Source organism: Thioalkalivibrio sp. ALgr3, assembly GCF_000377325.1.
Lineage (GTDB): Bacteria > Pseudomonadota > Gammaproteobacteria > Ectothiorhodospirales > Ectothiorhodospiraceae > Thioalkalivibrio.
Map to the genome: position 1 here is coordinate 39,482 of NZ_KB897987.1, position 19,951 is coordinate 59,432.

Annotated in this window: 14 protein-coding genes; 2 read left to right on the forward strand and 12 right to left on the reverse strand. The window is 70.6% G+C overall.

Annotated features, from left to right (window positions below; genetic code table 11):
* Positions 1-16 precede the first annotated feature (16 nt).
* The 4 genes from C998_RS0110980 to C998_RS0110995 are packed head-to-tail and all read right to left on the reverse strand — an operon-like array spanning position 17 to position 6,817.
* The gene (locus C998_RS0110980) at positions 17-2,233 is read right to left on the reverse strand and encodes a CHASE2 domain-containing protein (RefSeq protein ID WP_018870916.1); all 2,217 of its coding nucleotides are present in this window, start codon (positions 2,231-2,233) and stop codon (positions 17-19) included.
* Complete coding sequence (locus C998_RS0110985; protein ID WP_196799384.1) at positions 2,233-3,783, reverse strand: FecR family protein; 1,551 nt, start codon at positions 3,781-3,783, stop codon at positions 2,233-2,235. Before C998_RS0110985 ends, C998_RS0110980 begins: the two co-directional genes overlap by 1 nt.
* A gap of 5 nt (positions 3,784-3,788) precedes the next feature.
* Positions 3,789-5,153, reverse strand: coding sequence for a tetratricopeptide repeat protein (locus C998_RS0110990; protein WP_018870917.1), 1,365 nt, complete (start codon positions 5,151-5,153; stop codon positions 3,789-3,791).
* A gap of 23 nt (positions 5,154-5,176) precedes the next feature.
* Positions 5,177-6,817, reverse strand: a complete 1,641-nt coding sequence (locus C998_RS0110995; RefSeq protein ID WP_018870918.1) for an HD family phosphohydrolase — start codon at positions 6,815-6,817, stop codon at positions 5,177-5,179.
* Positions 6,818-7,004: 187 nt separating this feature from the next.
* On the opposite strand from C998_RS0110995, the gene C998_RS0111000 reads away from it, so the two are divergent.
* Positions 7,005-7,502 (forward strand): HPP family protein, encoded by a 498-nt coding sequence (locus C998_RS0111000; RefSeq protein ID WP_018870919.1) that lies wholly within the window; start codon positions 7,005-7,007, stop codon positions 7,500-7,502.
* Positions 7,503-7,512: 10 nt separating this feature from the next.
* Here the strand turns inward: C998_RS0111000 and C998_RS0111005 are convergent, their stop codons facing one another.
* Genes C998_RS0111005 through dksA form a run of 8 tightly spaced genes read right to left on the reverse strand, consistent with a single transcriptional unit; the run spans position 7,513 to position 18,405 of the window.
* A complete protein-coding gene (locus tag C998_RS0111005) occupies positions 7,513-11,388 on the reverse strand; it encodes an AAA family ATPase (RefSeq protein WP_081617432.1) in 3,876 nt (1,291 codons plus the stop codon).
* A gap of 59 nt (positions 11,389-11,447) precedes the next feature.
* Positions 11,448-11,975: a hypothetical protein gene (locus C998_RS0111010; RefSeq protein WP_018870921.1), complete on the reverse strand. Its 528-nt coding sequence runs from the start codon at positions 11,973-11,975 to the stop codon at positions 11,448-11,450.
* Positions 11,972-12,550 (reverse strand): RNA 2',3'-cyclic phosphodiesterase, encoded by a 579-nt coding sequence (gene thpR / locus C998_RS0111015; protein ID WP_018870922.1) that lies wholly within the window; start codon positions 12,548-12,550, stop codon positions 11,972-11,974. The genes C998_RS0111010 and thpR overlap by 4 nt, the downstream gene beginning before the upstream one ends.
* Positions 12,547-13,869, reverse strand: coding sequence for a sigma-54 dependent transcriptional regulator (locus C998_RS0111020; protein ID WP_018870923.1), 1,323 nt, complete (start codon positions 13,867-13,869; stop codon positions 12,547-12,549). The genes thpR and C998_RS0111020 overlap by 4 nt, the downstream gene beginning before the upstream one ends.
* Positions 13,866-16,805 carry a sensor histidine kinase gene (locus tag C998_RS0111025; RefSeq protein ID WP_018870924.1) on the reverse strand — a complete coding sequence of 980 codons (2,940 nt, stop codon included), beginning with the start codon at positions 16,803-16,805 and terminating at the stop codon, positions 13,866-13,868. The genes C998_RS0111020 and C998_RS0111025 overlap by 4 nt, the downstream gene beginning before the upstream one ends.
* Positions 16,795-16,965 carry a hypothetical protein gene (locus tag C998_RS15050; RefSeq protein WP_018870925.1) on the reverse strand — a complete coding sequence of 57 codons (171 nt, stop codon included), beginning with the start codon at positions 16,963-16,965 and terminating at the stop codon, positions 16,795-16,797. The genes C998_RS0111025 and C998_RS15050 overlap by 11 nt, the downstream gene beginning before the upstream one ends.
* Before the next feature lies 1 nt (position 16,966).
* Complete coding sequence (gene gluQRS, locus C998_RS0111035; protein WP_018870926.1) at positions 16,967-17,899, reverse strand: tRNA glutamyl-Q(34) synthetase GluQRS; 933 nt, start codon at positions 17,897-17,899, stop codon at positions 16,967-16,969.
* Between the two features lie 56 nt (positions 17,900-17,955).
* The gene (gene dksA / locus C998_RS0111040; protein WP_018870927.1) at positions 17,956-18,405 is read right to left on the reverse strand and encodes an RNA polymerase-binding protein DksA; all 450 of its coding nucleotides are present in this window, start codon (positions 18,403-18,405) and stop codon (positions 17,956-17,958) included.
* A 125-nt stretch (positions 18,406-18,530) separates the two neighbouring features.
* Here dksA and C998_RS0111045 point away from each other — a divergent pair, with 125 nt between their 5' ends.
* Positions 18,531-19,301 (forward strand): HAD-IA family hydrolase, encoded by a 771-nt coding sequence (locus C998_RS0111045; RefSeq protein WP_018870928.1) that lies wholly within the window; start codon positions 18,531-18,533, stop codon positions 19,299-19,301.
* Positions 19,302-19,951: the final 650 nt, after the last annotated feature.

Here is a 19,951-nt window from a genome sequence, read left to right on the forward strand (position 1 = left end):
GTAGACTGTGTCCCGGTCACTTGCTGTCGCGGCTCCAGCTGCCATCCCAGTCGGGGGCCGGTGGCTCGCGCCGCAGGTGCTCGATGCGGTCGAGGTACAGCCGGTAGAGTCCGACCCCGGGGTGCGCCCCGGCCAGCCGCCGGAAGGCTGTCTCCGCCGCATCCAGATCCGCTGACCGGAATGCGTCCAGGGCCTGCGCCAGCGAATCCAGTTCGGCCTGCAGCTCGGGCGTGTGCTCCGAGGACCGGCAGACCGGCTCGAACACCCGCACCGGCCGGTCGCGTCCCTTGACCCGCACGCGGTCCAGCTCGCGCCAGACGAAGCGTTCGCCGGTCAGGTCCCGGGTGCGCTCGCCGACCACGATCCCGACTCCATAATACTTGCTGCTGCCCTCCAGGCGTGAGGCGAGGTTCACGGCATCGCCCAGGACGGTGTAGGCGCGGCGGTACTCCGAACCCATGTCACCCACGTTGACTACGCCGCTGTTGATGCCGACTCCGACATGGATGGCCGGAAGTCCCTGCGCGACGAAGGTCTCGCGCAGGCGCGCGGTCTCCGCCTGCATTGCCAGGGCCGCCTCCACCGCGTGGGTGGCGTGCTCGCGATCGTCCACGGGTGCGCCCCAGAACGCCATCACCATGTCGCCCACGTACTTGTCGATGGTACCCCGGTGTTCGAAGATCACCCGGGTCATGGGGGTGAAATAACGGTTCAGCAGCCGCTTGAGCTGGTCGGCTTCCAGCGATTCCGACAGACCGGTGAAGCCGCGGATGTCGGAAAACAGGATACTCAGCTCGCGCGAGCGGCCCTCGAAATCGAAGGCCTCCGGATGCTCGCTCATCTGCTCCACCAGCGCGGGCGGCACGTACTGCCCGAACATCGCCTTCAGCCGGTGCCGGGTGCGCGCCTCGAACAGAAAGCCCCAGCCGAGATTGAACACCGCGATCAGTACCACCGCCATCAACGGGGACGCCAGGTCCAGCACCAGGCCATGCGCCGACCACAGCCACGCGGTGAACGCGAGCAGGACACCGCCGACGGCCAGGGACGCCGCAAGCTGGCGCAGCGGCGACAGACGGGGCAGGACCAGGGCCAGCAGTCCGCCGGCCACCAGCAGCATGGCCAGGTTGGCGCCCGGGGCCCAGGCCGGTTCGGTGAGGAAGGCCTCGTCCAGCATCGCCGCGATCAGGTTGGCGTGGATCTCCACTCCGGGGAACACCGCATCCATCGGGGTCGCGCGCAGGTCGAACAGCCCCGGCGCCGTGGTCCCCACCAGCACGATCGCCCCGGGCGGGATGCGCTCCGCGGGGTCGTCTTCCAGCACCTGCCAGGCCGATACGTACGGAAAGCTTCCGGAGGGGCCGCGGTACGGCACCAGCATGCGGCCCCGGCCGTCGACCGGTACCGCCAGATGGTCGTCGAGGTGCAGTGCCTCCAGATGCTCGCGCCGGTCGATGGTCTCGGTGGTCAGGCGGGCCTCTTCCAGGAACAGGAACTGGCGCACCGTCTCCGTGGCCAGCGAGCCGTACAGCTCTCCGTCGATGCGTGCCAGCAGCGGGGCGCGGCGCAGGGTGCCGTCGGCGTCGGGGATCAGGCTGAAGAACCCGGCCGTCGCGGCCGTTTCGCGCAGCACCGGCAGCGGCGCGCTGTAGCCACTGGCCGGGGGCAGGGCCAGCGTCTCCACCGCAAGCGGTTCCGCCAGCGGCAACGGCTCGGGGAGGGCACCCGAACGCGAGCGCTCCCGCGCGTGGAAGACATAGCCCAGGACTACCTCGCGGTCCTCCAGGACCCGCGCGAGCCGGTGGTCACCATCGAGTTCCGGCGCCAGCCGGTCCAGCCGGGCCTGCAGCGCGGCGTCCTCCGGCAGGTGTTCACGGACGGCCTCGACCGGATTGCGCTCGGCCTCGGCGAACAGGATATCGAGTGCGATGACCCCGGCCCCCGCCGCGTCGAGGCGTTCGACCAGCTCGGCAATGCGCCGGCGCGGCCAGGGCCACTGGCCCTCGCGTTCCAGCGAGGCCTCGTCGATGTCGACGATCACGATCGGGACCTCCGCCTCGGTGGCCTCGCGGGCGGGCGGATGCGCCTGCATGCGCAGGTCATAGACCAGCCGTTCGACCCGGTCCAGCGCCGGGGTCACCCCCGGGATCCCGGTCACCTGCGGCAGGGCCAGCAGCGCGACCAGGAGGCCCCCGAGGGCCGTCGCGAACCGGCGGGAGCGGGCGGGGCTCACTAGTCCTGTTCGAAGGCGATTACGCCGGTGCCGGCGAACTGACCGTCCTGACGGATCTCGTAACCGGCGATGGCGCCCTCCGCGTCGGAGCCGACGAAGCGTCCCCCCAGGCTGCCCTGGACGTTGACACCAAACTCGAGCGGAATCCCGTCACCGTGGAACTCCGCGATGTCGACCGGCCCTCCGACCGTTTGCAGCTGCTCGCCCCCCCCGAACACCAGAGTCGCGTCGATGGTCGCGGCGCCGAAATCGACAAGCAGGGAGCCTCCATCGATTGTGAACATGCCCGTTCCCTCGATCCCCACATGCGAGTAGCTGGCCGTTCCCGTTCCGGGGAGATCGGCCGGGTCATGGATGACACCGGTGGAGGTGATCCAGGTGAAGCTGTCGTTTCCGCCCGAATCGTAGGGTTCGATGTCGTTGAGGCGCTGGACGTCGGCATCCGTCCACCGGCCCCAGGAGACCGACGCGTCGCCGATCTCCGCGGTCCCGGTGGTCCCGGTGTCGTCACTGTCCACCACGAAGGTCTCGATCGCCAGCTCCGGGTTCAGGAATGCCTCGCCGTCCTCCGCCTGCAGCAATTGGCGGTCGTCACCCAGGGTCACCGGTGATTGCAGAAAGCGGCCGGCGTAGAGATCGGTGGTGCCCGGTTCCGTGTACTGGCCGGTTACGAACCCGTAGGAAGCGGGCTCCGCGATCTCGGGCGGCTCGGTGGCGTCGGTGAAGATGTCGCGGTCGTGTTCCAGCAGGGCGGTCTCGCCGAAGCCGTCGTCCGCGGCGCGCGCCACCGGGCGGCCGGCTTCGCCCCAGCGGTCTTCCGACGGGCCCGGGGCCGCGCCCGGATCCGTGGTGGCGGTCGGTTCGGGGTCCTCGGCCATGGCCCGGTCCACGTCGCCCTCGAAGGCGTCGAAGAAGAAATCCGGGAGTTCGTCGCCCGTCAGGGCTTCCGGGGCCGAATCCGGGTCGCGGATGTAGGCGGCGTCGCGTACGGTACCGCCGCTGATCTCGACGCGCCCGTGCGGGTTTTCCACGTACAGCGCCCCGCGGCGGACGTGCACGTAGAGGTCGTCGCCGCGGGTGAAGGCGTCGAAGGAGGTCCCGCGGATGCCGATGGTGCCGGCGCGGGTCTCGACCCGGTAGCCGTCGCCGGCGACCGCGCCGGTGATGGTGCGCAGACCGCCCTGCAGCAGGCGCTTGATGCTGCGGTCCGCGGCGTCGGGACCGGCTTCGGGGGCGTGTTCCAGGGTGTCGATGTAGAGTTCGGCGGATTCGCTCAGGGACAGGATCTCCCCGTCGATCATGCGCAGCTGGGCGCGCCCGCCCTCCGGTGTCCGTACGGTGTCGTGCACGTAGACTTCGGACCGCCGCGCCAGCTCGCGCGGGTCCTGGTCGCGGTACTCGGCGGTCACGCCGGTGGTGGCCACCAGCACGCGCCCGGCGTCCTCGCGTTCGGCTGCGCCGGCCACCGGCGGGCCGGCCAGGAGGAGGATGGCGGCCAGCATGGCCGGGATGGCCTGCGCGAACGGAATACGGAATCGGGACGGGTTCATGGTGGTCACCATTCGCGGCGCACGCCGGCGGTGACCTGCGTGCGGCGGTAAGAATAGAGATCGAGACTGGAATCGTTGTCGGCGTGTTCCACGCCCAGTTCCAGCCGCCAGTCAGGAGCGGGATCCCAGGCCCAGCCCAGTCGGGCCCGGTTCAGCCGGTCGCGGCGCCGGTCGAGGAACGCGGGGTCGTCTTCGCGGTGACGGCTGACGAGATGGTCCAGACGCAGGTCGATCCGGTGATGTTCGTCGACGGCCCAGCCCGCCCCCGCCTGCAGTCCCGCATAGCGGCGTCCGAAGTGCTCACCGCGCGAGCGGCGGGCGTGTTCTTCGCCCGCCAGTGTGCCGCCGAACACGCGCAGCCGGGGGTCGGGGCGCCAGCTGACGCGGGCACCGGCCGCGACCCCGTCCACATCGCGGGCGTCGGCGGGCTTGTGCTGCACCCGGCTGACCTGCCCGAACAGGGTGTATTCCAGCGGCCGACCCGGGCGCAGGGTCCATTCGGCGCCGGCCGTGGCCCGGGTGTTGCGGACATCGTCGTCGCGGCGGGTGTGACGCAGTTCCAGGGGCAGGGTCAGGCGCCAGCCGTCTCCGAGCAGTACCGGCCCGCCGCGCAGCCGGGCGGTGTAGCGGTCGAAGTCGCGTTCGGAATGATATCCGCGTCCCTCCAGTCCGCCCTGCAGGAACCAGCCGCGGCGGTCGCTCGTCTGGCGTTGGTGCGCGAAGCCGCCGTACAGCTCGAAGAAACGGTCGCTTTCGGGGTCGGGCAGCTGCAGGGGCAGCACGCCGAACAGGGCCACGTCGTCATCGGTGTGGGCGCCCACGTTGCTGTCGTGTCCCAGGCGCGCGCCCAGGTGCCAGCGGGTGACGGCATCGCGGACCGGCGCGGGACGCCCGGCCTCGCGCTCCTCGATCGCCGTCAGGAACCATTCGATGCGGCGGATCACCGTCGAGGGCGGTGGCGGGTCGCGTTCCAGGACGCGGCTGAAATGGCGGCGGGCGGCGATCGTGCTGCCCATGGCGAAATGCGCCCGGGCCAGCTCCAGGCGTGGCAGCGGGGCCCCGGGGTCGTGCATCAGCACACGCTCGAAGGCCAGCAGGGCATGGTCGGGTTCGCCGCTTTCCAGTGCGGCGATGCCGAACGCCAGGTCGAAGTCCGGATCGCCGGCATGGGCCTCGAACTGCTCCTGGCCGAGGGTGAAGGCGTCGGCGTGGTTGCCGGCCTCGTTCAGCTGTTCCAGCCGTTCAACGGGGCTGTCCTCCCGGGCCGAAGCAGACGAGACAGCCAGGCCGAACGCGGCGATCAGGACGAGGACCGGCAGATGCCTCCAGTGCCGACGGATTCGAGGGGGACGGGTAGTCGGGACGGACATGGCGCGATCTCCGTGCGCGGGGTTCAGGGACGCCGGATCCCGGGGAGGCGGTCGGTGTCGATCTCGTCGATCTGGCGCGGGTCGAGCTGCTGTTCGGCGTAGCGCCGATACACGCCCTCGTCGACGAACACCCGGAACAGGTCGGGGTCGAGATGGCCGTCCTCGACCATGCGTCCCATGATGGTCAGCGCCTGCGACAGGGGCATGGGCTTCTTGTACGGCCGGTCGGGGGCGGTCAGCGCCTCGAAGACATCGGCGATGCCCATGATGCGTGCCGGGATCGACAGCTGGTCGCGAGTCAGGCCGCGCGGATAGCCACGCCCGTCCATGCGTTCGTGGTGGCCCAGGGCGTACTCCGGGACCCGCTGCAGGTGACGCGGGAAGGGGAGCTGTTCCAGCATCTGCATGCCCACGGTCATGTGGCCCTCCATGATGCCGCGTTCCTCGTCGTTGAGCGTGCCGCGCCGGACGCACAGATTGCGGACCTCGTTTGTGTCCAGCAATGGTTGTTGTGTGCCGTCCAGCGCGGTCCAGCGGCGGTGGGCGAGGGCCTCGATACGGGCGATGTCCTCGTCGGTCATGAATTCGCCACCGGTGTTGGAGCGGCGCAGGAATTTGAGGTCCTGGTTCAGGCCCTCGCGGCGTTCGGCGCTGGTGCGATCCACCTCCTGCAGGGCTTCGCTGCCGCCGGGCTGGCGGGCCAGGGCCTCGCGCAACTGCCGGATCTCGTGGTCGCGTGCGAGGATTTCGACCCGGTCGCCGATTCCGTCGATGCGGTCGAAGATACCTTCCAGTTTGGTCGACTTTTCCATCACGTGATGCGGCGTGACGACCTTGCCGCAGTCGTGCAGCCAGGCGGCGGTGCGCAGTTCGTAGTAGTCGTCGGGCCCGAACCGGAATTCGCGGACCGCGGGGTCGCCGGATTCGCTGGCGGCCTCGGCCAGCAGCAGAGTGGCCTCGGGGACCCGGCGGCAGTGGGCGCCGGTGGAGGGCGATTTGGCGTCGATGGCGGTGGCGATGACCTGGACGAAGTGGTCGAACAGTTCGCGCAGCTCGTCGATCAGGCGCTGGTTGGTGAGCGCCACTGCGGCCTGCGAGGCGAGTGACCGGGCAAGATCCCGGTCCTGTTCGTCGAACGCCCGGATCCCGCCGTCCACGGTCTTGTTGAGCAGCTGCAGCGCCGCGATGACGTTGCCTTCGTGGTTGCGCAGGGGCACGGTCAGGACCGAGCGGGTGTGGTAGCCGGTGCGCTGGTCGAAGGCGCGCGTGCCGGAGAAGTCGAAGCCCTGTTCGCGGTAGGCATCGGCGATATTCGCCGTGCGGTCGTTGAGCACGGACCAGACGACCACCGCCTGGTCATTGGGACTGGCGTCCTCGCGATACAGCGGTACCGCGGGCAGCTGGCCGTCGACCGGCTCGCCGGTGCCGCCAAGGTGCAGGCCCAGGGTGTCGTTCTGCACCAGGGCGAATTCGAGCTCCTGGCGGTCGGAATCCAGCAGATAAACGGATCCGGCGTCGGCACCGGTCAGGGCCCGGGCGTGGCTCAGGATCTGTTCCAGCAGCTGCGGCTTGTCGCGTTCGGCCGACAGTGCAATCCCGATCTCGTTGAGCCGGCGCACGCGTTCCAGCAGGTCGTCCCGGGCTTGCTCGTTGCTGTGCGTCATGGCGCCTTCCCCGCGGGGTGACCACCGGCCACACGCGCGATCCGCGTGCCCGGCAGGACCTCCCGCCATTCCCCCTTTGGCAGAATAATGGACCGGACCGGCGTGGCCGTCCAGAAAATCCGGAGGTGTACCCCCGTTGGGTGTTTGCCTAAACTTCGGCTTCCGCCTCTCCCCCGGAAACCGCAGCGTGAAATTCTACCTCATAGACCGTCAGTTTTTCCGGCATCCGCAGCATTACCTGCAGCAGGTGGGCGTGGCATTCCTGGTGATCGCGGGGCTGGTGGCGGGACTGGGTATGGTCACCGAGGTGGTCGTGGTGGCGGCCATTGGTTCCAGCGCGTTCATTACCTTCGCGATGCCGCATTATCCGACCGCCACCGCCCGCCGGCTGATCGGCGGACACGTCCTCTGCATCGCAGTGGGGTGGCTGTGGTCGGTACCGTACGCCGCGGGCGTCTTCGGCAACGGTGATGCGGCCCTCGCGATGGCCGCCGGGGCCGCACTGGCGAGCGCCAGCCTGCTGATGCTGATCACCGACACCGCCCATCCGCCGGCGGCCGGCAACGCGATCGCGTTCGCCATCCTCGGGATGTCGCTCCCGCATGTGCTGTTCTCGGTGGTGGCGGTTCTGCTGCTGGCCCTGATCCGCTACATGCTGCGCGGCTGGCTGCGCAACCTGGTGTGACCCGCGCGGATCAGGCTTCGCGCGGCAGGTCGTGGCTGAGGGCCTCGGCGCCCGGGTTGCCGATGATGCACTGGTCGACCTGGCGCAGGCTGCGGGCCGCCCATTGCCGCCAGTCGGGTTCGCGGGCATGCCGTTCGACCTCGAGCAGAACCTGGCGCTCCACGTTGGGATTACCCTGTTCCCGCGCCTCGGCGCGTGCCCGTTCCAGTTCCTGCCAACCCTCCGGATCCGCCCCGTGCGCGAGCTCCAGCAGGCTGCGGGCACGCTGGAGCCGGATGGTCGGCTGAAAACAGCGGTCGCCGCGCTGCAGCGAGCTGGCCAGGGCCGCATCGGCGATCGTCAGGCATTCCTGCGGATCGGGGGCTCCGCGCCGGATCGCGTCCAGCAGGAACAGCCGGAACAGGGTGCTGACGCCGTCCATCACGCTGCGCATGATCTCCACCTGCTCGCGGATGATATCCACGGCCTGGTCATCGCCCAGTCGGGTGCGCGCCCAGGCGGATACCGCGACGGCCCCGGTGCGCCACAGCGGGTAGTCGTAGGCCTCGGCGATGTCGTGGGCCTTGCGCGAGGCCGCCAGTGTTTCGTGCGGGCGGTCGGCGAAGAAGCCGAGGGCCGAGCGAAAGCTGTAAACGAAGGCCTGGGTCGGCCGGTGATCGAGCTGGTCGGCGTGCTGGCAGGCCCGGTCCATCTCCACCCAGGCACGTTCGTGGTTGCCGGAAAACAGCAGCGTCCAGGCGAAAAAGGCGCGTGACAGAATGGCGGGGTTCTCGGTGTGGCGGGCGATCAGGCGCGCGTGATCACGCGGCTGGTAGAGCTCCAGGGTCCTTGTCTGGTGGTCCATGGCCTGGCGGAAGTGCCCGGTCCAGAAGCAGGTGTTGCCCTGGACGTAACCCGCGGCGATCCGCAGCAGGCGATCGCCCGAGCGCTCCGCCACCACCTCCGCCTCGTGCGCCAGGCGGGCGGCTTCGTCGAAGCCCTGACAGGATCCGGCTCCGTGCCACAGTCCCCACAGTACGCGGAAATGCTCCACCGGGTCGCGCTCGGGCCGCGACAGCTCCGCCGCGCGTTCGAACAGGCCGTGGACCGTGCGCGAGCCGTATCCCATCAGCGCCAGACTGGCCGACCCCAGCCCGCTGAGGGCCCGCAGGGTGTCGGCCTCGTTGAGAGAGGCGCTGTCGGCGAGGTCGTTCTGGAGGCAGTCGAGGGCATCCTGAAAGTGCTGCGCCGCTTCCGGCAGCATGCCGCGGGCAAAGGCCTGCTCGCCGGCCTGCAGCCAGTGGGTCACCGCTTCGCGGTAACGGCCGGCCTGGTGCAGGTGCAGCGCGACCCGGCCGCCGGCCGGGGCCCCGTACGGACGTTCCGCCTCTTCCTGCAGCAGATCCGCGAGCCGGTCGTGCAACCGGGAGCGCTCCGAACGCAGCATGGCCTCCAGCGCGCTTTCCCGGTACAGCGCATGGCGGAAACGGAACAGGCTCCCCTCGGAGGCGCCGGCGGGTTCGACAAACCCCTTGCGCATCAGCAGTCCCAGTTGCTGGCGTACGTCATCGGTGGAGCGTTCCAGCAGCCGGGCCAGGATGTTGACGCTGAAATCGCGCCCGATGACCGCTGCCGCACGCGCCAGTTCGCGCGCCGGACCCAGCTGTTCCATGCGCGCGATCAGGAGGTTGTTCAGGCCGGGGGGCAGTTCATCGCCGGGAGTGCCCGGGTGCCCGTGTTCGAGGGCGAAGCGGGTCAGCTCCTCGAGGAACAGGGGGACGCCCTCGCCCCGCGCGACCAGTTCGTCGCGTACCGCGCGTGGCAGGGCCTGGCCGGGGTCCAGCGCGGCCACCAGATGCCCGGCGGCCGCATTGTCCAGCCCCTGCAGAACGATGGACTCCATCTCCACGTCGCGCCATTCGCTGCGATAGCTCATGCGCGCGGTGAGCACCACCATCAGGGCGGCATCGCGGCTGCGGTGGTTCAGTCGCCGCAGGAATTCGGAAGTCGCGGAATCCATCCAGTGCAGGTCATCCACGATCAGCAGAAGAGCCCGGCCGCGCATGCCGGTCAGGGTCAGGTCCACCAGGGCGTCGAGCAGGTGGTCGCGGTCGACGTTTCCGGAGCGGAACAGCTCATGGTCCGGGGTCGTGGGACAGGTCAGCCAGCCGGCAATGGCGGCGGCCTTTTCCGCGGCTTCGCCGTGGCGTTGCAGAAGCCTGCGGAGCAGGCGTTCGGCCGCCGCCCGGCGGTTGCGTGTGGCCGCCCATCGTCCCAGCGTCTGGCGTACCGGGGCCAGCAGCTGGCGGGCCGTGTCCTCGCGGCATTTGAGGGCCCGGACCACGCCGTGACCATCCACCTGATCGGCCAGGCCGCGAGCCAGACGGCTCTTGCCCATGCCCGCCTCGCCCTGGATCAGGACCCAGCGGGAACCGCCACGACGGGCCCGGTCCCATTCGCCCCGCAGGCGGCGCAATTCCGCATCGCGTCCGGCCAGCGGGGCCTGGTGGGTCGCCGGGCGTGCATCCACGCGGTCGCGCGGACCCGGGTCTTCGATGACCCGGAAGCCGCCGGGACGTCCGCGCCAGGGCTGGAATTCGAAGAAACCTTCGAGGTTTTCCCGCAGCTCGGGCGACACCCACAGGATGCCGGGGCGCAGGGAACGCGCGACGGCCTGGACGCGCGCGGTGAAACGGCCGGCAGGGTCGGGGATGTCGGGGTCGTCACCGGTGATCACGGTGTCGATGTCCACCGCCGCGCGCAGTTCGACCCCGGACGGCGCGGTGCCCAGGGCCTGCCAGGCCGCCCGGACCGCGTCCATCATGGCCTCCTCGCGCCCGGCCGGATAGCCGAAATACGCCAGCAGGCCCTGGCCCGGGGCGCGTACCACGTGGCCGTGATGCGCCAGCAACAGGGCGTCGAGCGTTTCCAGCGCCGTACGAATCCGCTCCCACTGTTCTTCGATGTCCAGGTGTTCGGGTGCCCGCAGATCGCAGACCACGAGCACCAGCCGGCGACGCTCCTGACGCAGGGCGGTGGCGGAGGCCGCCGCGCGGTCGGTCCGCTGCACGCCGTCATCGCGCGCGCGTTCGAGCTGTTCGCGGATTTCGGCCAGCGCCGGCCCGGGGGCGTGGCCGTCGGTTTCTTCCAGGAGCTGTTCCACGCGGCGATAGTGTTCTTCGGCACGTGCCGGCTGGCCGGCCAGCAGCAGGGTCCGCAGAAACACCGCATTCAGGGCCTCGTCCGCCGGGGCGAGGTCCAGCAGCCGCCGCATCTCGCGGATCCCGCGCTCCGGTTCGCCCGCCCGCCGCAAATATTCGTGGAGGCGCTCGACCGCGGCGCGCGCATGCGACCACAGGGTTTCCCGCTGCTGGCGCACCCAGGCTTCGAGGCGGGGCAGGCTTTCCACCACCGCGTCGGTGGCGAGGAAATGCCCCTGGTACAGTTCCAGGCGCGCCAGCTCGCGGTCGGCAAGGTTCAGCGCATCGTCCGGGCTGGCTTCGGGAGGGGCGACGAACGCGGGTCCGAAAGAGGTGTCTTCGGCAGCGACCCGGAGGAAATCGGCACGGCAGCGATCGTCGACCCGGAACCCGACGTCGCGGGTTGCCGCCTGCAGGTTTTCCGCGAGGGTGTCGCCCAGGTGGCGGCGGATCTGGAACAGGCCCTGACGCAGATTGACGCGGGCGTTGTTGGAATCGAGTTCGGGCCAGAAGAGTTCGGCCAGTTCGCGGCGCGGGACACGGCGGGGGCTCTCGGCGACCAGATAGATCAGGAGCAGTCCGGCCTTGGTCCCGGACAGGGCCGGAATCTCGCGGTCGTCCACGCTGACCCGCTCGGTCCCGAGCGTCGTGATCTCCAGTTGCGCCAAGGCCTTCCCCCCGTGCCGATCACCGGCCACTCGGATCATACCAGTGTTGGCCGGGGCGCTGAATGCCCCCTGGAGCACCAGGGTTGGGCGGGGTGGTGTCAGTCGATGCGGATGGTGCTGTACCCCTGCCGCTCGTAACCCATGATGGACAGGAAGGTGTTGCCGACCAGCTCGATGCCGGACAGCAGGTCCTGTTGCCCGAGATCGAAGCGCCGGGTGGCGATGCTGCAGGCCTCCATGTGCACGTTGTCGAGACCCTGCAGATCCCGCAGACGGTCGTGCAGGCGTTCGACCGCGTCGGCGTCGGCGAGGTCGAGGTGATCGGTGGAGTCCGCGACCAGACCGGCCGCCCCGCCACGGAAGGCGAAGATCATGTGCGGTTCCAGGCCCTGGCGCTGCATGTCCTCGCGGGTCTCGAGAATCACGTCCAGCCGCGCGATCAGGCGTTCGGGGTCGCCCAGGGTCACGTCCCAGAGGATGCGTCCTTCCTCGAGGCCGTCGATGGCGCGGGCATCGCCCGGCTTGTCCGCCAGTGCGGGCAGCGCCAGGGCCAGAAGGAGCAGGAGCGCCAGACCGCGGGACAGGCCGGAGATCGGGCCGGAGATCGGGGAATGGTCGAGTGTCATCGGTCGCCTCCGTCAGATGGGTTACTTGAGGATAGCAGGTGACGCTCCGCCAGCAGGCGATAGGGGCCGGGGTGGCCGTCACGACCGGATTCGATCAGCACCAGATGGTTTGCATGCCAGACCACGGGGACGGCCGGTGCCTCGACTTCGGGCGGCGTCGGCGCGTGGCGGCGCAGGGTCACGTGCGGGTGGAACGGGCGCTCTTCGAGCCGGACCCCGGCGGCACGGCAGGCCCGGGCCGCGGCGCTGGCGAGGGTCTCCAGCGCCGGCGGGATGGATGAGGGCCCGATCCAGCTGACTCGGGCACCGGGGAAATGCCCGTAGCGGTCCAGGTGCAGGTGCAGGTCCACGGCATGTGCCGGAAACGCCGGCAGGGCCTGCGCCAGGGCCTCGGCGACCGACGCATCCACGGTGCCGGCAAAGGCCAGGGTCAGATGCAGGTGGGCGTGCGGTACTGGACGCCCCGGGCCCGGCAGTTCCCGGGCCCGCGCATGCAGGGCATCGCGGGTGGACGAGTCCGGCCACAGGGCGAAGAAGACCCGGCGTTCGGCGGGCGTGGCAGTCACGGCGTTCACGGGCGCGGCAGGTTTTCGCGCTGGCGGCGTTCCCACAGGGTTTTGCGGCTGATGCCCAGGGCACGGGCGAGTTCGGTCTCGTTCATGCGGGTCTGATTCTCCAGCACGAACTGGCGGAAGTAGTCGTTGAGGCTGGTGCTCGCCGGGGGCTCCGGGGCTGAGGGGCCGCTGGCGGCTGGCGCGCTGGCATCGAGGCCGAGGTGCGCGGGCTCGATACGTGCTTCCGGGGCCAGCACCGCGCCGCGCTCCAGCGCGTTGGCCAGCTCACGGACGTTGCCGGGCCAGTCATGGCGGCGCAGGAGCTCCAGGGCCGCCGGTGTCAGCTCCGGCGGGCCGCCGGCGGAGCTACGTTCGGCCAGGAAATGCCGGGCCAGGACTTCGATGTCCTCCGGTCGTTCGCGCAGGGGCGGGATCGCCAGTTCCAGCACCCGCAGGCGGTAATACAGATCGGCGCGGAAGCCGCCGTCGGCGATCATGCGCTCGAGGTCACGATGGGTAGCCGCCAGCAGCCGGACATCCACCTGGCGGGCCTCGCTGGATCCCACCGGCCGGATCTCGCCATCCTGCAGAAAGCGCAGCAGACGGGCCTGGGCGGCCGGGGCGAGCTCGCCGATCTCGTCAAGGAACAGCGTGCCGCCGTGGGCACTCGCGATCAGGCCGGTGCGCGCCTGTACGGCCCCGGTGTAGGCCCCCTGGGCGTGGCCGAACAGCTCCGCCTCCACCAGGCCCTCGGGGATGGTGGCGCAGTTGACCGCGACGAAGGGACCGTCGGCCCGCGGCCCCAGACGGTGCAGTGCCCGCGCGGCCAGTTCCTTGCCGGTGCCGGATTCCCCGCGCAGCAGCACGGTGGATTCGGTCTGTCCGATGCGGCGGATCTGTTCGCGCAGGTGGCGGATACCGGGGCTGTCGCCCTTGAGGCCCAGGTCGTCGCTGCTCGTGTCCCGCTCCGCGTCCGCATCGGGCTGCGCGCCGGCGCGTCGGCGCAGGGTGGCCCGCAGCGTCAGCAGCAGGGCGTCGTGGTCGAACGGCTTGGCGATGTAGTCCGCGGCGCCGTTTTTCATCGCCTCCACCGCCGACGGCACCGAGGCGTAGCTGGTCATGATCACCACCGGCGCGCGGGTCTCGCCCAGCAGCTGCGTGCCTTCGCCGTCGGGCAGGCGCAGGTCGGCCAGCAGCAGGTCCGGCTCGCCGCGCGCCAGCTGCCCGCGCGCCCGGGCGAGATCCTCCGCGGTGTCCACCGTCAGGCCGTGGTGGACCAGATAGCGGCTCACCGCGCGTCGGATCGGGGCCTCGTCGTCCACCAGCAGGATGCGCGTCATGACGGATCTCCTCCGGGGAGCGTGAGCAGGAAGCGGGCGCCGCCCTCGGGGCGGTTGCTGGCGGTCAGGGTACCACCGTGATCCTGCACGATGGAGTAGGCCACCGGCAGGCCCAGGCCGGTGCCCTGGCCGGTGGGCTTGGTGGTGAAGAAGGGCTCGAACAGCCGGTCGAGGCTGTCGGGCTCGATGCCCGCGCCTTCGTCCTCCACCGCGACCCGGATGCGGCCGTCTCGGCGTTCCGCGCCCACGCGCACCGTGGCCCCCTCGGGGGAGGCCTGTTCGGCGTTGGTCAGCAGGTTGATGAAGACCTGCAGCAAGGGCCCGCGGGCCCCGCGGACCTGCAGCCCCGGGGCGTCCAGGCCGAAGGTGACGAAGTGCAGGTCCTTGCGGCCGGCCAGCCGGGTCAGGCGGATGGCCTCGTGGATCAGTTCCCCGGGGTCGAGGTCTTCGAACCGGCTGCCGGCCGGTTCCTCGGCATGGGCAAAGGTGATCAGCGACTGCACGATGTCGTTGATGCGTCGGGTCTGCGCCAGTACGTCGTCGGCGATCGCACGGATCTCGTCGGGGTCGTCCTCCAGCGGCAGGGTCTGCGCGAGCGAGGCGATGCCGGTCAGCGGATTGCCGATCTCGTGCGCGACCCCGGCGGCGAAACGGCCGATGGAGGCCAGGCGGTCGCTGTGGGCGATCTCCGCCTCCAGCTGGGCGCGGTCGGTGACATCCTCGATCAGGATGATGCGGCCCTCGCGCCGCCCGTCCGAATCCAGCAGGTCGGACTTGTGCAGGTTCAGGCGGCGCCCGCCGTCCTCCAGTTCCAGGTGCAGTTTGTACCACTGCGGGTCGGGACTCTCGATGAACGCCGTCAGCAGCCCCCGCCAGGGCCGCGGCAGGCTGTCCAGTGGCTGCCCGGTGGCGGTGTCCGGCGGGATGCCGGTGAGCTGGCCGAGGGCCTGGTTCCAGCCGGTGATCTCGCCGCTGGCGGTCAGGCTGGCCACGCCCAGCGGCAGTTCGTGCAGGATCTGGCGGTGAAAACGGCGCAGGGCATCCAGTTCGGCGGCCAGCCCGGACAGCGGCAGGGCGCGCGTCTCCAGCTGTTCCTCCACCCGGCGCAGACTCTCGCCCAGGGTGTGGCGGCCGGCGGCGTCCAGGCGCAGGTGCTGGTCGACGATCATGCGTGCCAGCACCGGTCCCAGCAGCCCGGAAAGGTTGCGCTCGATGCGTTCGCGCAGGCGCCGCAGGTCACTGCGCGAACGGGTGTGGCGCGGCAGGCCCAGTTCGTCCAGCGCCCGCTGAACCTCGTGGCGCGCCGGTCCCGGACCCAGGGTCGCCCCCAGCGCGGTCTCCATCTCGCCCACGTCACCGGCCAGCGGCAGCCCGCCGGCGGTGCCCGCGGCGGCGTCGCCCGGGCAGCAGGCACGGCCGGCCTCGCGCTCCTCCGCATTGGGCCGGGTCAGCAGGGATACCGCCACGAACAGCAGCGCGTTGAGTCCCAGGCTGAGGGTCAGGGCGAACGTCCAGGGATCGAGATGGCCGGCTTGCAGCCAGTCCCGCGGGTCCGGCAGCCCGGGCAGGATGCCGGCGGTGTCCAGCAGTGGCAGGACCAGGGTGAACAGCCAGCCGAGGATGCCGGCACCGAGGCCGGCGAGGAAGCCGATGCGGGTGGCGCGGTTCCAGAACAGCAGCCCGGCCAGCCCAGGCAGCAGCTGGGCCACGGCCGCGAACGAGATCAGGCCCAGTTCGGCCAGCCCTTCGACCACCTGCAGCACGCCGTAGAAGGCGTAGCCCAGACCGATGATCAGTACCACCCAGGTACGGCGGGCCCACAGCAGACGGCGGTACAGGTTGCTGCCGGGCGCGTCGTCTTCCTGCAGCCGGCCGATCGGGGTGAGGTAATTGGTGCCCATGTGCGCCAGGGCCAGGGTGGTCACGATCATCATCGCGCTGGCCGCCGAGACCCCGCCGATGAACACCAGCAGCGCCAGCGTGGCCGAATCCAGCCACCCGGCGATGCCGATGGCGTAGTAGTTGGGGTCGATCGCGAGCCCGGCCGCCTCCCCGGCCCAGTAGAGCACGGGCATCGGCAGGTTCAGCAGCAGCAGGAAGGCCGGGAACGCCCACGCCGCACGGTTCAGGGCGCGCGGATCGATGTTCTCGGTGAACAGCATGTGGAACTGGCGCGGCAGCAGGAACGCGGCGGCGAAGGCCAGCACCATCATCGCGAACCAGCCGCCTTCGCGCACCGGGGCGTAGAGTGCCTCGGTGGCCCCGGGGTTGGCGTCCAGCCATGCGTTCAGACCGGCCGGCCCGCCGAACACCGCGAACAGCGCGACCGCGGCGATGACCAGGATCGCGATCAGTTTGATCACCGACTCGAAGGCGATCGCCAGCACCAGCCCGGCGTGCTTCTCGCGCGGGGCGATGTGGCGGGCTCCGAACAGGATCGCGAACGCGGCGATGGTGAGCGAGAACGCCATCGCCAGCAGGTGCGGCGGGGTCTCGGCCGTCAGCACCGCGGCGGATTCGGTGACAGCCTTGATCTGCAGGGCGATGTACGGGAGCACCCCGGCGAGCATGAACAGCGCGACCACGGGGCCGGTCAGACGGCTGCGGTAGCGGAACGCGAACAGGTCCGCCAGCGAGGTGAGCTGCTGCTCGCGGGTCAGGCGCAGCAGCGGCCGCAACAGCCACGGGGTGGCGGCAAAGGCCAGGGTCACCCCGAGATAGATGGTCAGGTACAGATAGCCCTGTTCGGCGAGAAAGCCGATGTTGCCGTAGAACGTCCAGGAGGTCGCGTACACCCCCAGCGACAGGCTGAACACCCAAGGACTGGCGGCCAGTCGGCCGACCCGGGTGCTGCGGTCGGCGACAAAGGCGATCCCGAACAGGATCGCCAGGTAGGCCACGCCCACCGCATAGATCAGGCCCAGACTAAGGGTCACGCCGCCGCCCGGTGGCCAGTGCCACCACTCCGACAAAACCCGCCCAGATCGCGAAGGGCCACCACCAGGCCGGCGCGGCTCCGGCCAGCCACAGCACCGGCGGGCCGAGGAACAGCAGCACGCCCAGCAGCGTGATCAGGACGCCGTGCGAGGTGTCCATGTCAGGCTTCTCCGTCGGGCCAGGGCAGGTGGCTGGCAGGCGGCAGGCGCCGGGTCAGCGCACGCCGCGCGAGGCGGTCCAGGGCCTCCTGCAGCTGGACCTCCGGGGCATCGGGGTACAGCGGATCCGAGGGCGTCAGCTCGATGATCTCCAGGATCCGCGCCAGTATCCGGCGGGCCGCATCGCCATGCACCCCGGCGGCGCCGGTATGCTTGGAGAGCTTGTCGCCGTCGCCGCCCACCAGCACCGGGTGGTGGGCATGCTCCGGCGGGGCCAGCCCCAGCGCCGCATACAGCTGCAGCTGGCGTGCGGTGGACCCCAGAAGGTCGACGCCGCGCACCACGTCGGTCACGCCCAGTTCGTGATCGTCGATCACGGTCGCCAGCTGATAGGCATGCAGCCCCCCGGCGCGGCGGATCACGAAATCGCCGCCCAGGGCCTCCAGATCCAGGCACAGGGGGCCCTGGAAGCGGTCCTCCACGGTCCAGTAACGGGTCGCAGCGCGGGCACGGACCGTGCGGCCCTCGCGCCCGGCGGGCAGGCCCGGGCGGCAGGTGCCCGGATAGACCGGGCCTTCCCAGCCGGCGACGCCGGCGGTCCGGATCTCGCGCCGGGTGCAGGCGCAGGCAAAGGCATGGCCGGATTGCAGCAGGTGGTCGACGGCTGCAGCGTAGACCTCGTCCCGGTTCGACTGGCGGGTGAGGGGACCGTCCCAGCCCAGGCCGAGGACGTCGAGCGTGGTGAGGATCGCATCCTCGGCACCGGCCCGGACGCGCGGGAGGTCGATGTCATCGATGCGCAGGTGCCAACGCCCGCCGACCGCGCGGGCATCCAGCCAGGAGATTACGGCGGCGAGTACGGAACCGGCATGCAGGGGGCCCGAGGGCGTGGGCGCGAAGCGGCCGACGTACGGGCGGTCGGGCGCGGATGACATGCCGGGCGGGCAGGGGGACGGGGGGTGCGACCCGGTGCGGGTCGCACCGGGACCCGTCACGCCATCTGCTTTTCCTTGATCTCGGCGAGCTGCTTGCAGTCGATGCACAGCGTGGCCGTGGGGCGGGCCTCCAGCCGGCGGATGCCGATCTCCACGCCGCAGGCCTCGCAGTAGCCGTAATCGCCGCTTTCGATCGAGCGCAGGGCCTCGTCGATCTTCTTGCTCAGCTTGCGTTCGCGATCGCGTTCGCGCAGTTCGAGGCCGAACTCTTCTTCCTGGGTGGCGCGGTCCGCCGGATCGGCGAAATTGGCCGCGTCCTGGCGCATGTGGCCCACCGTGCGATCCACTTCCTGCGCGAGCTCTTCGCGCCAGGCCTCCAGAAGCTGGCGGAAATGCTCGAGCTGGTCCGGATTCATGTACTCTTCGTCCGGCTTCGGCTCGTAGGGCGCGATGCCTCCGGCGACCATGTGTTTCGTGGACGGCTTGGCGTTGGCGTCTTCAGCCATGCTGGGTGTTCTCCGGCTCGAAATGAAGGCGCACTTAGTACCAGAGAAGGGGGGCACGAGCAAGTGGTGTGCCATCGTTTCATCCCATTAACATGTTCTGATTCACGTGCGGAGGCGGTTATTTCATGGCATTCCTGCAGGCTTTGATCTTCGATGTCGACGGCACCCTGGCCGACACCGAGCGCGACGGCCACCGGGTGGCCTTCAACCGGGCCTTTGCCGAGGCCGGACTGGACTGGGAATGGAGCGTGGAGCGCTATGGCGAGCTGCTGCGGGTGACCGGCGGCAAGGAACGCATCCGCCAGTACCTGACGGAAGACCACCCCCGGGTGCTGGAGGAGCCGGACATCGATGACCGCATCCGGGCCCTGCACGAGGCCAAGACTCGCCACTACGTGGCGATGCTGGAGGGCGGGGCGATCCCGCTGCGCCCCGGGGTGGAGCGCCTGCTGGACGAGGCCGCCGCGGCCGGTCTGCTCCTGGCGATCGCGACCACCACCACGCCGGCGAACGTGACCGCGCTGCTGCGCGCGACCCTGGGCGAGGACGGGCCGGCGCGCTTCGAGGTGATCGCCGCCGGCGACATCGTGCCGGCGAAGAAGCCGGCCCCGGACATCTACACCCATGCGCTGGCGGAGATGGGCCTGACGGCCGCGGATGCGCTGGCGCTGGAGGATTCGGACAACGGGGTGCGCTCGGCGCGTGATGCCGGGCTGGAGGTGGTGGTCACCACCAACGATTACACCCGTGATCAGGGGTTCAGCGGAGCGCTGGCGGTACTGGACGGCTTTGGCGAACCGGGCGCCCCGGCGCGGTCACTGGCCGGGGCCGAGCTGCCCGGCGACGTGGTGGACGTCGCCACCCTGCGCCGCTGGTTCGACCACGCCCGGCCGTGAAATCGGCCGGAGGGTCGGCCTCCCACGGGGGGCAGGGTGCGGTCCGTAGGAGGCCAGCCCCCTGGCCGATCCGGCGCAGGGCCGACCCGGCGCAGGGGATTGCCCGGACGCACAATCGGCCGGAGGGCCGGCCTCCTACCGGTGGCAGGGTGCGGCCCGTAGGAGGCCAGCCTCTGGCCGATCCGGCGCAGGAGCCGACCCGGCGCAGGGGATTGCCCGGACGCACAATCGGCCGGAGGGCCGGCCTCCCACCGGGGGCAGGGTGCGGCCCGTAGGAGGCCAGCCCTCTGGCCGATCCGGCGCAGGAGCCGATCCGGCGCGGGGGATTGTCCGGACGCACAATCGGCCGGAGGGCCGGCCTCCTACCGGGGGCTGGGTGCGGCCCGTAGGAGGCCAGCCTCTGGCCGATCCGGCGCAGGAGCCGATCCGGCGCGGGGGATTGTCCGGACGCACAATCGGCCGGAGGGCCGGCCTCCCACCGGGGGGCAGGGTGCGGCCCGTAGGAGGCCAGCCTCTGGCCGATCCGGCGCAGGAGCCGACCCGGCGCAGCCGACCCGGCCCTAGCCGGCGGAAGGACCGGGTTCCGCCGCGGCGTCTTCGGCGGGTTCGGGGCCGCTCTCCATGGCCGCATCGATCCAGTTCTTGACCGC

What these genes read in the sequence shown, in the direction of transcription:
- C998_RS0110985 (WP_196799384.1), bottom strand. Translation starts at nt 3,783, where the DNA reads ATGAACCCGTCCCGATTCCGTATTCCGTTCGCGCAGGCCATCCCGGCC.
- C998_RS0110990 (WP_018870917.1), bottom strand. Translation starts at nt 5,153, where the DNA reads ATGTCCGTCCCGACTACCCGTCCCCCTCGAATCCGTCGGCACTGGAGG.
- C998_RS0110995 (WP_018870918.1), bottom strand. Translation starts at nt 6,817, where the DNA reads ATGACGCACAGCAACGAGCAAGCCCGGGACGACCTGCTGGAACGCGTG.
- C998_RS0111005 (WP_081617432.1), bottom strand. Translation starts at nt 11,388, where the DNA reads ATGATCCGAGTGGCCGGTGATCGGCACGGGGGGAAGGCCTTGGCGCAA.
- C998_RS0111010 (WP_018870921.1), bottom strand. Translation starts at nt 11,975, where the DNA reads ATGACACTCGACCATTCCCCGATCTCCGGCCCGATCTCCGGCCTGTCC.
- C998_RS0111020 (WP_018870923.1), bottom strand. Translation starts at nt 13,869, where the DNA reads ATGACGCGCATCCTGCTGGTGGACGACGAGGCCCCGATCCGACGCGCG.
- C998_RS15050 (WP_018870925.1), bottom strand. Translation starts at nt 16,965, where the DNA reads ATGGACACCTCGCACGGCGTCCTGATCACGCTGCTGGGCGTGCTGCTG.
- gluQRS (WP_018870926.1), bottom strand. Translation starts at nt 17,899, where the DNA reads ATGTCATCCGCGCCCGACCGCCCGTACGTCGGCCGCTTCGCGCCCACG.
- dksA (WP_018870927.1), bottom strand. Translation starts at nt 18,405, where the DNA reads ATGGCTGAAGACGCCAACGCCAAGCCGTCCACGAAACACATGGTCGCC.
- C998_RS0111045 (WP_018870928.1), top strand. Translation starts at nt 18,531, where the DNA reads ATGGCATTCCTGCAGGCTTTGATCTTCGATGTCGACGGCACCCTGGCC.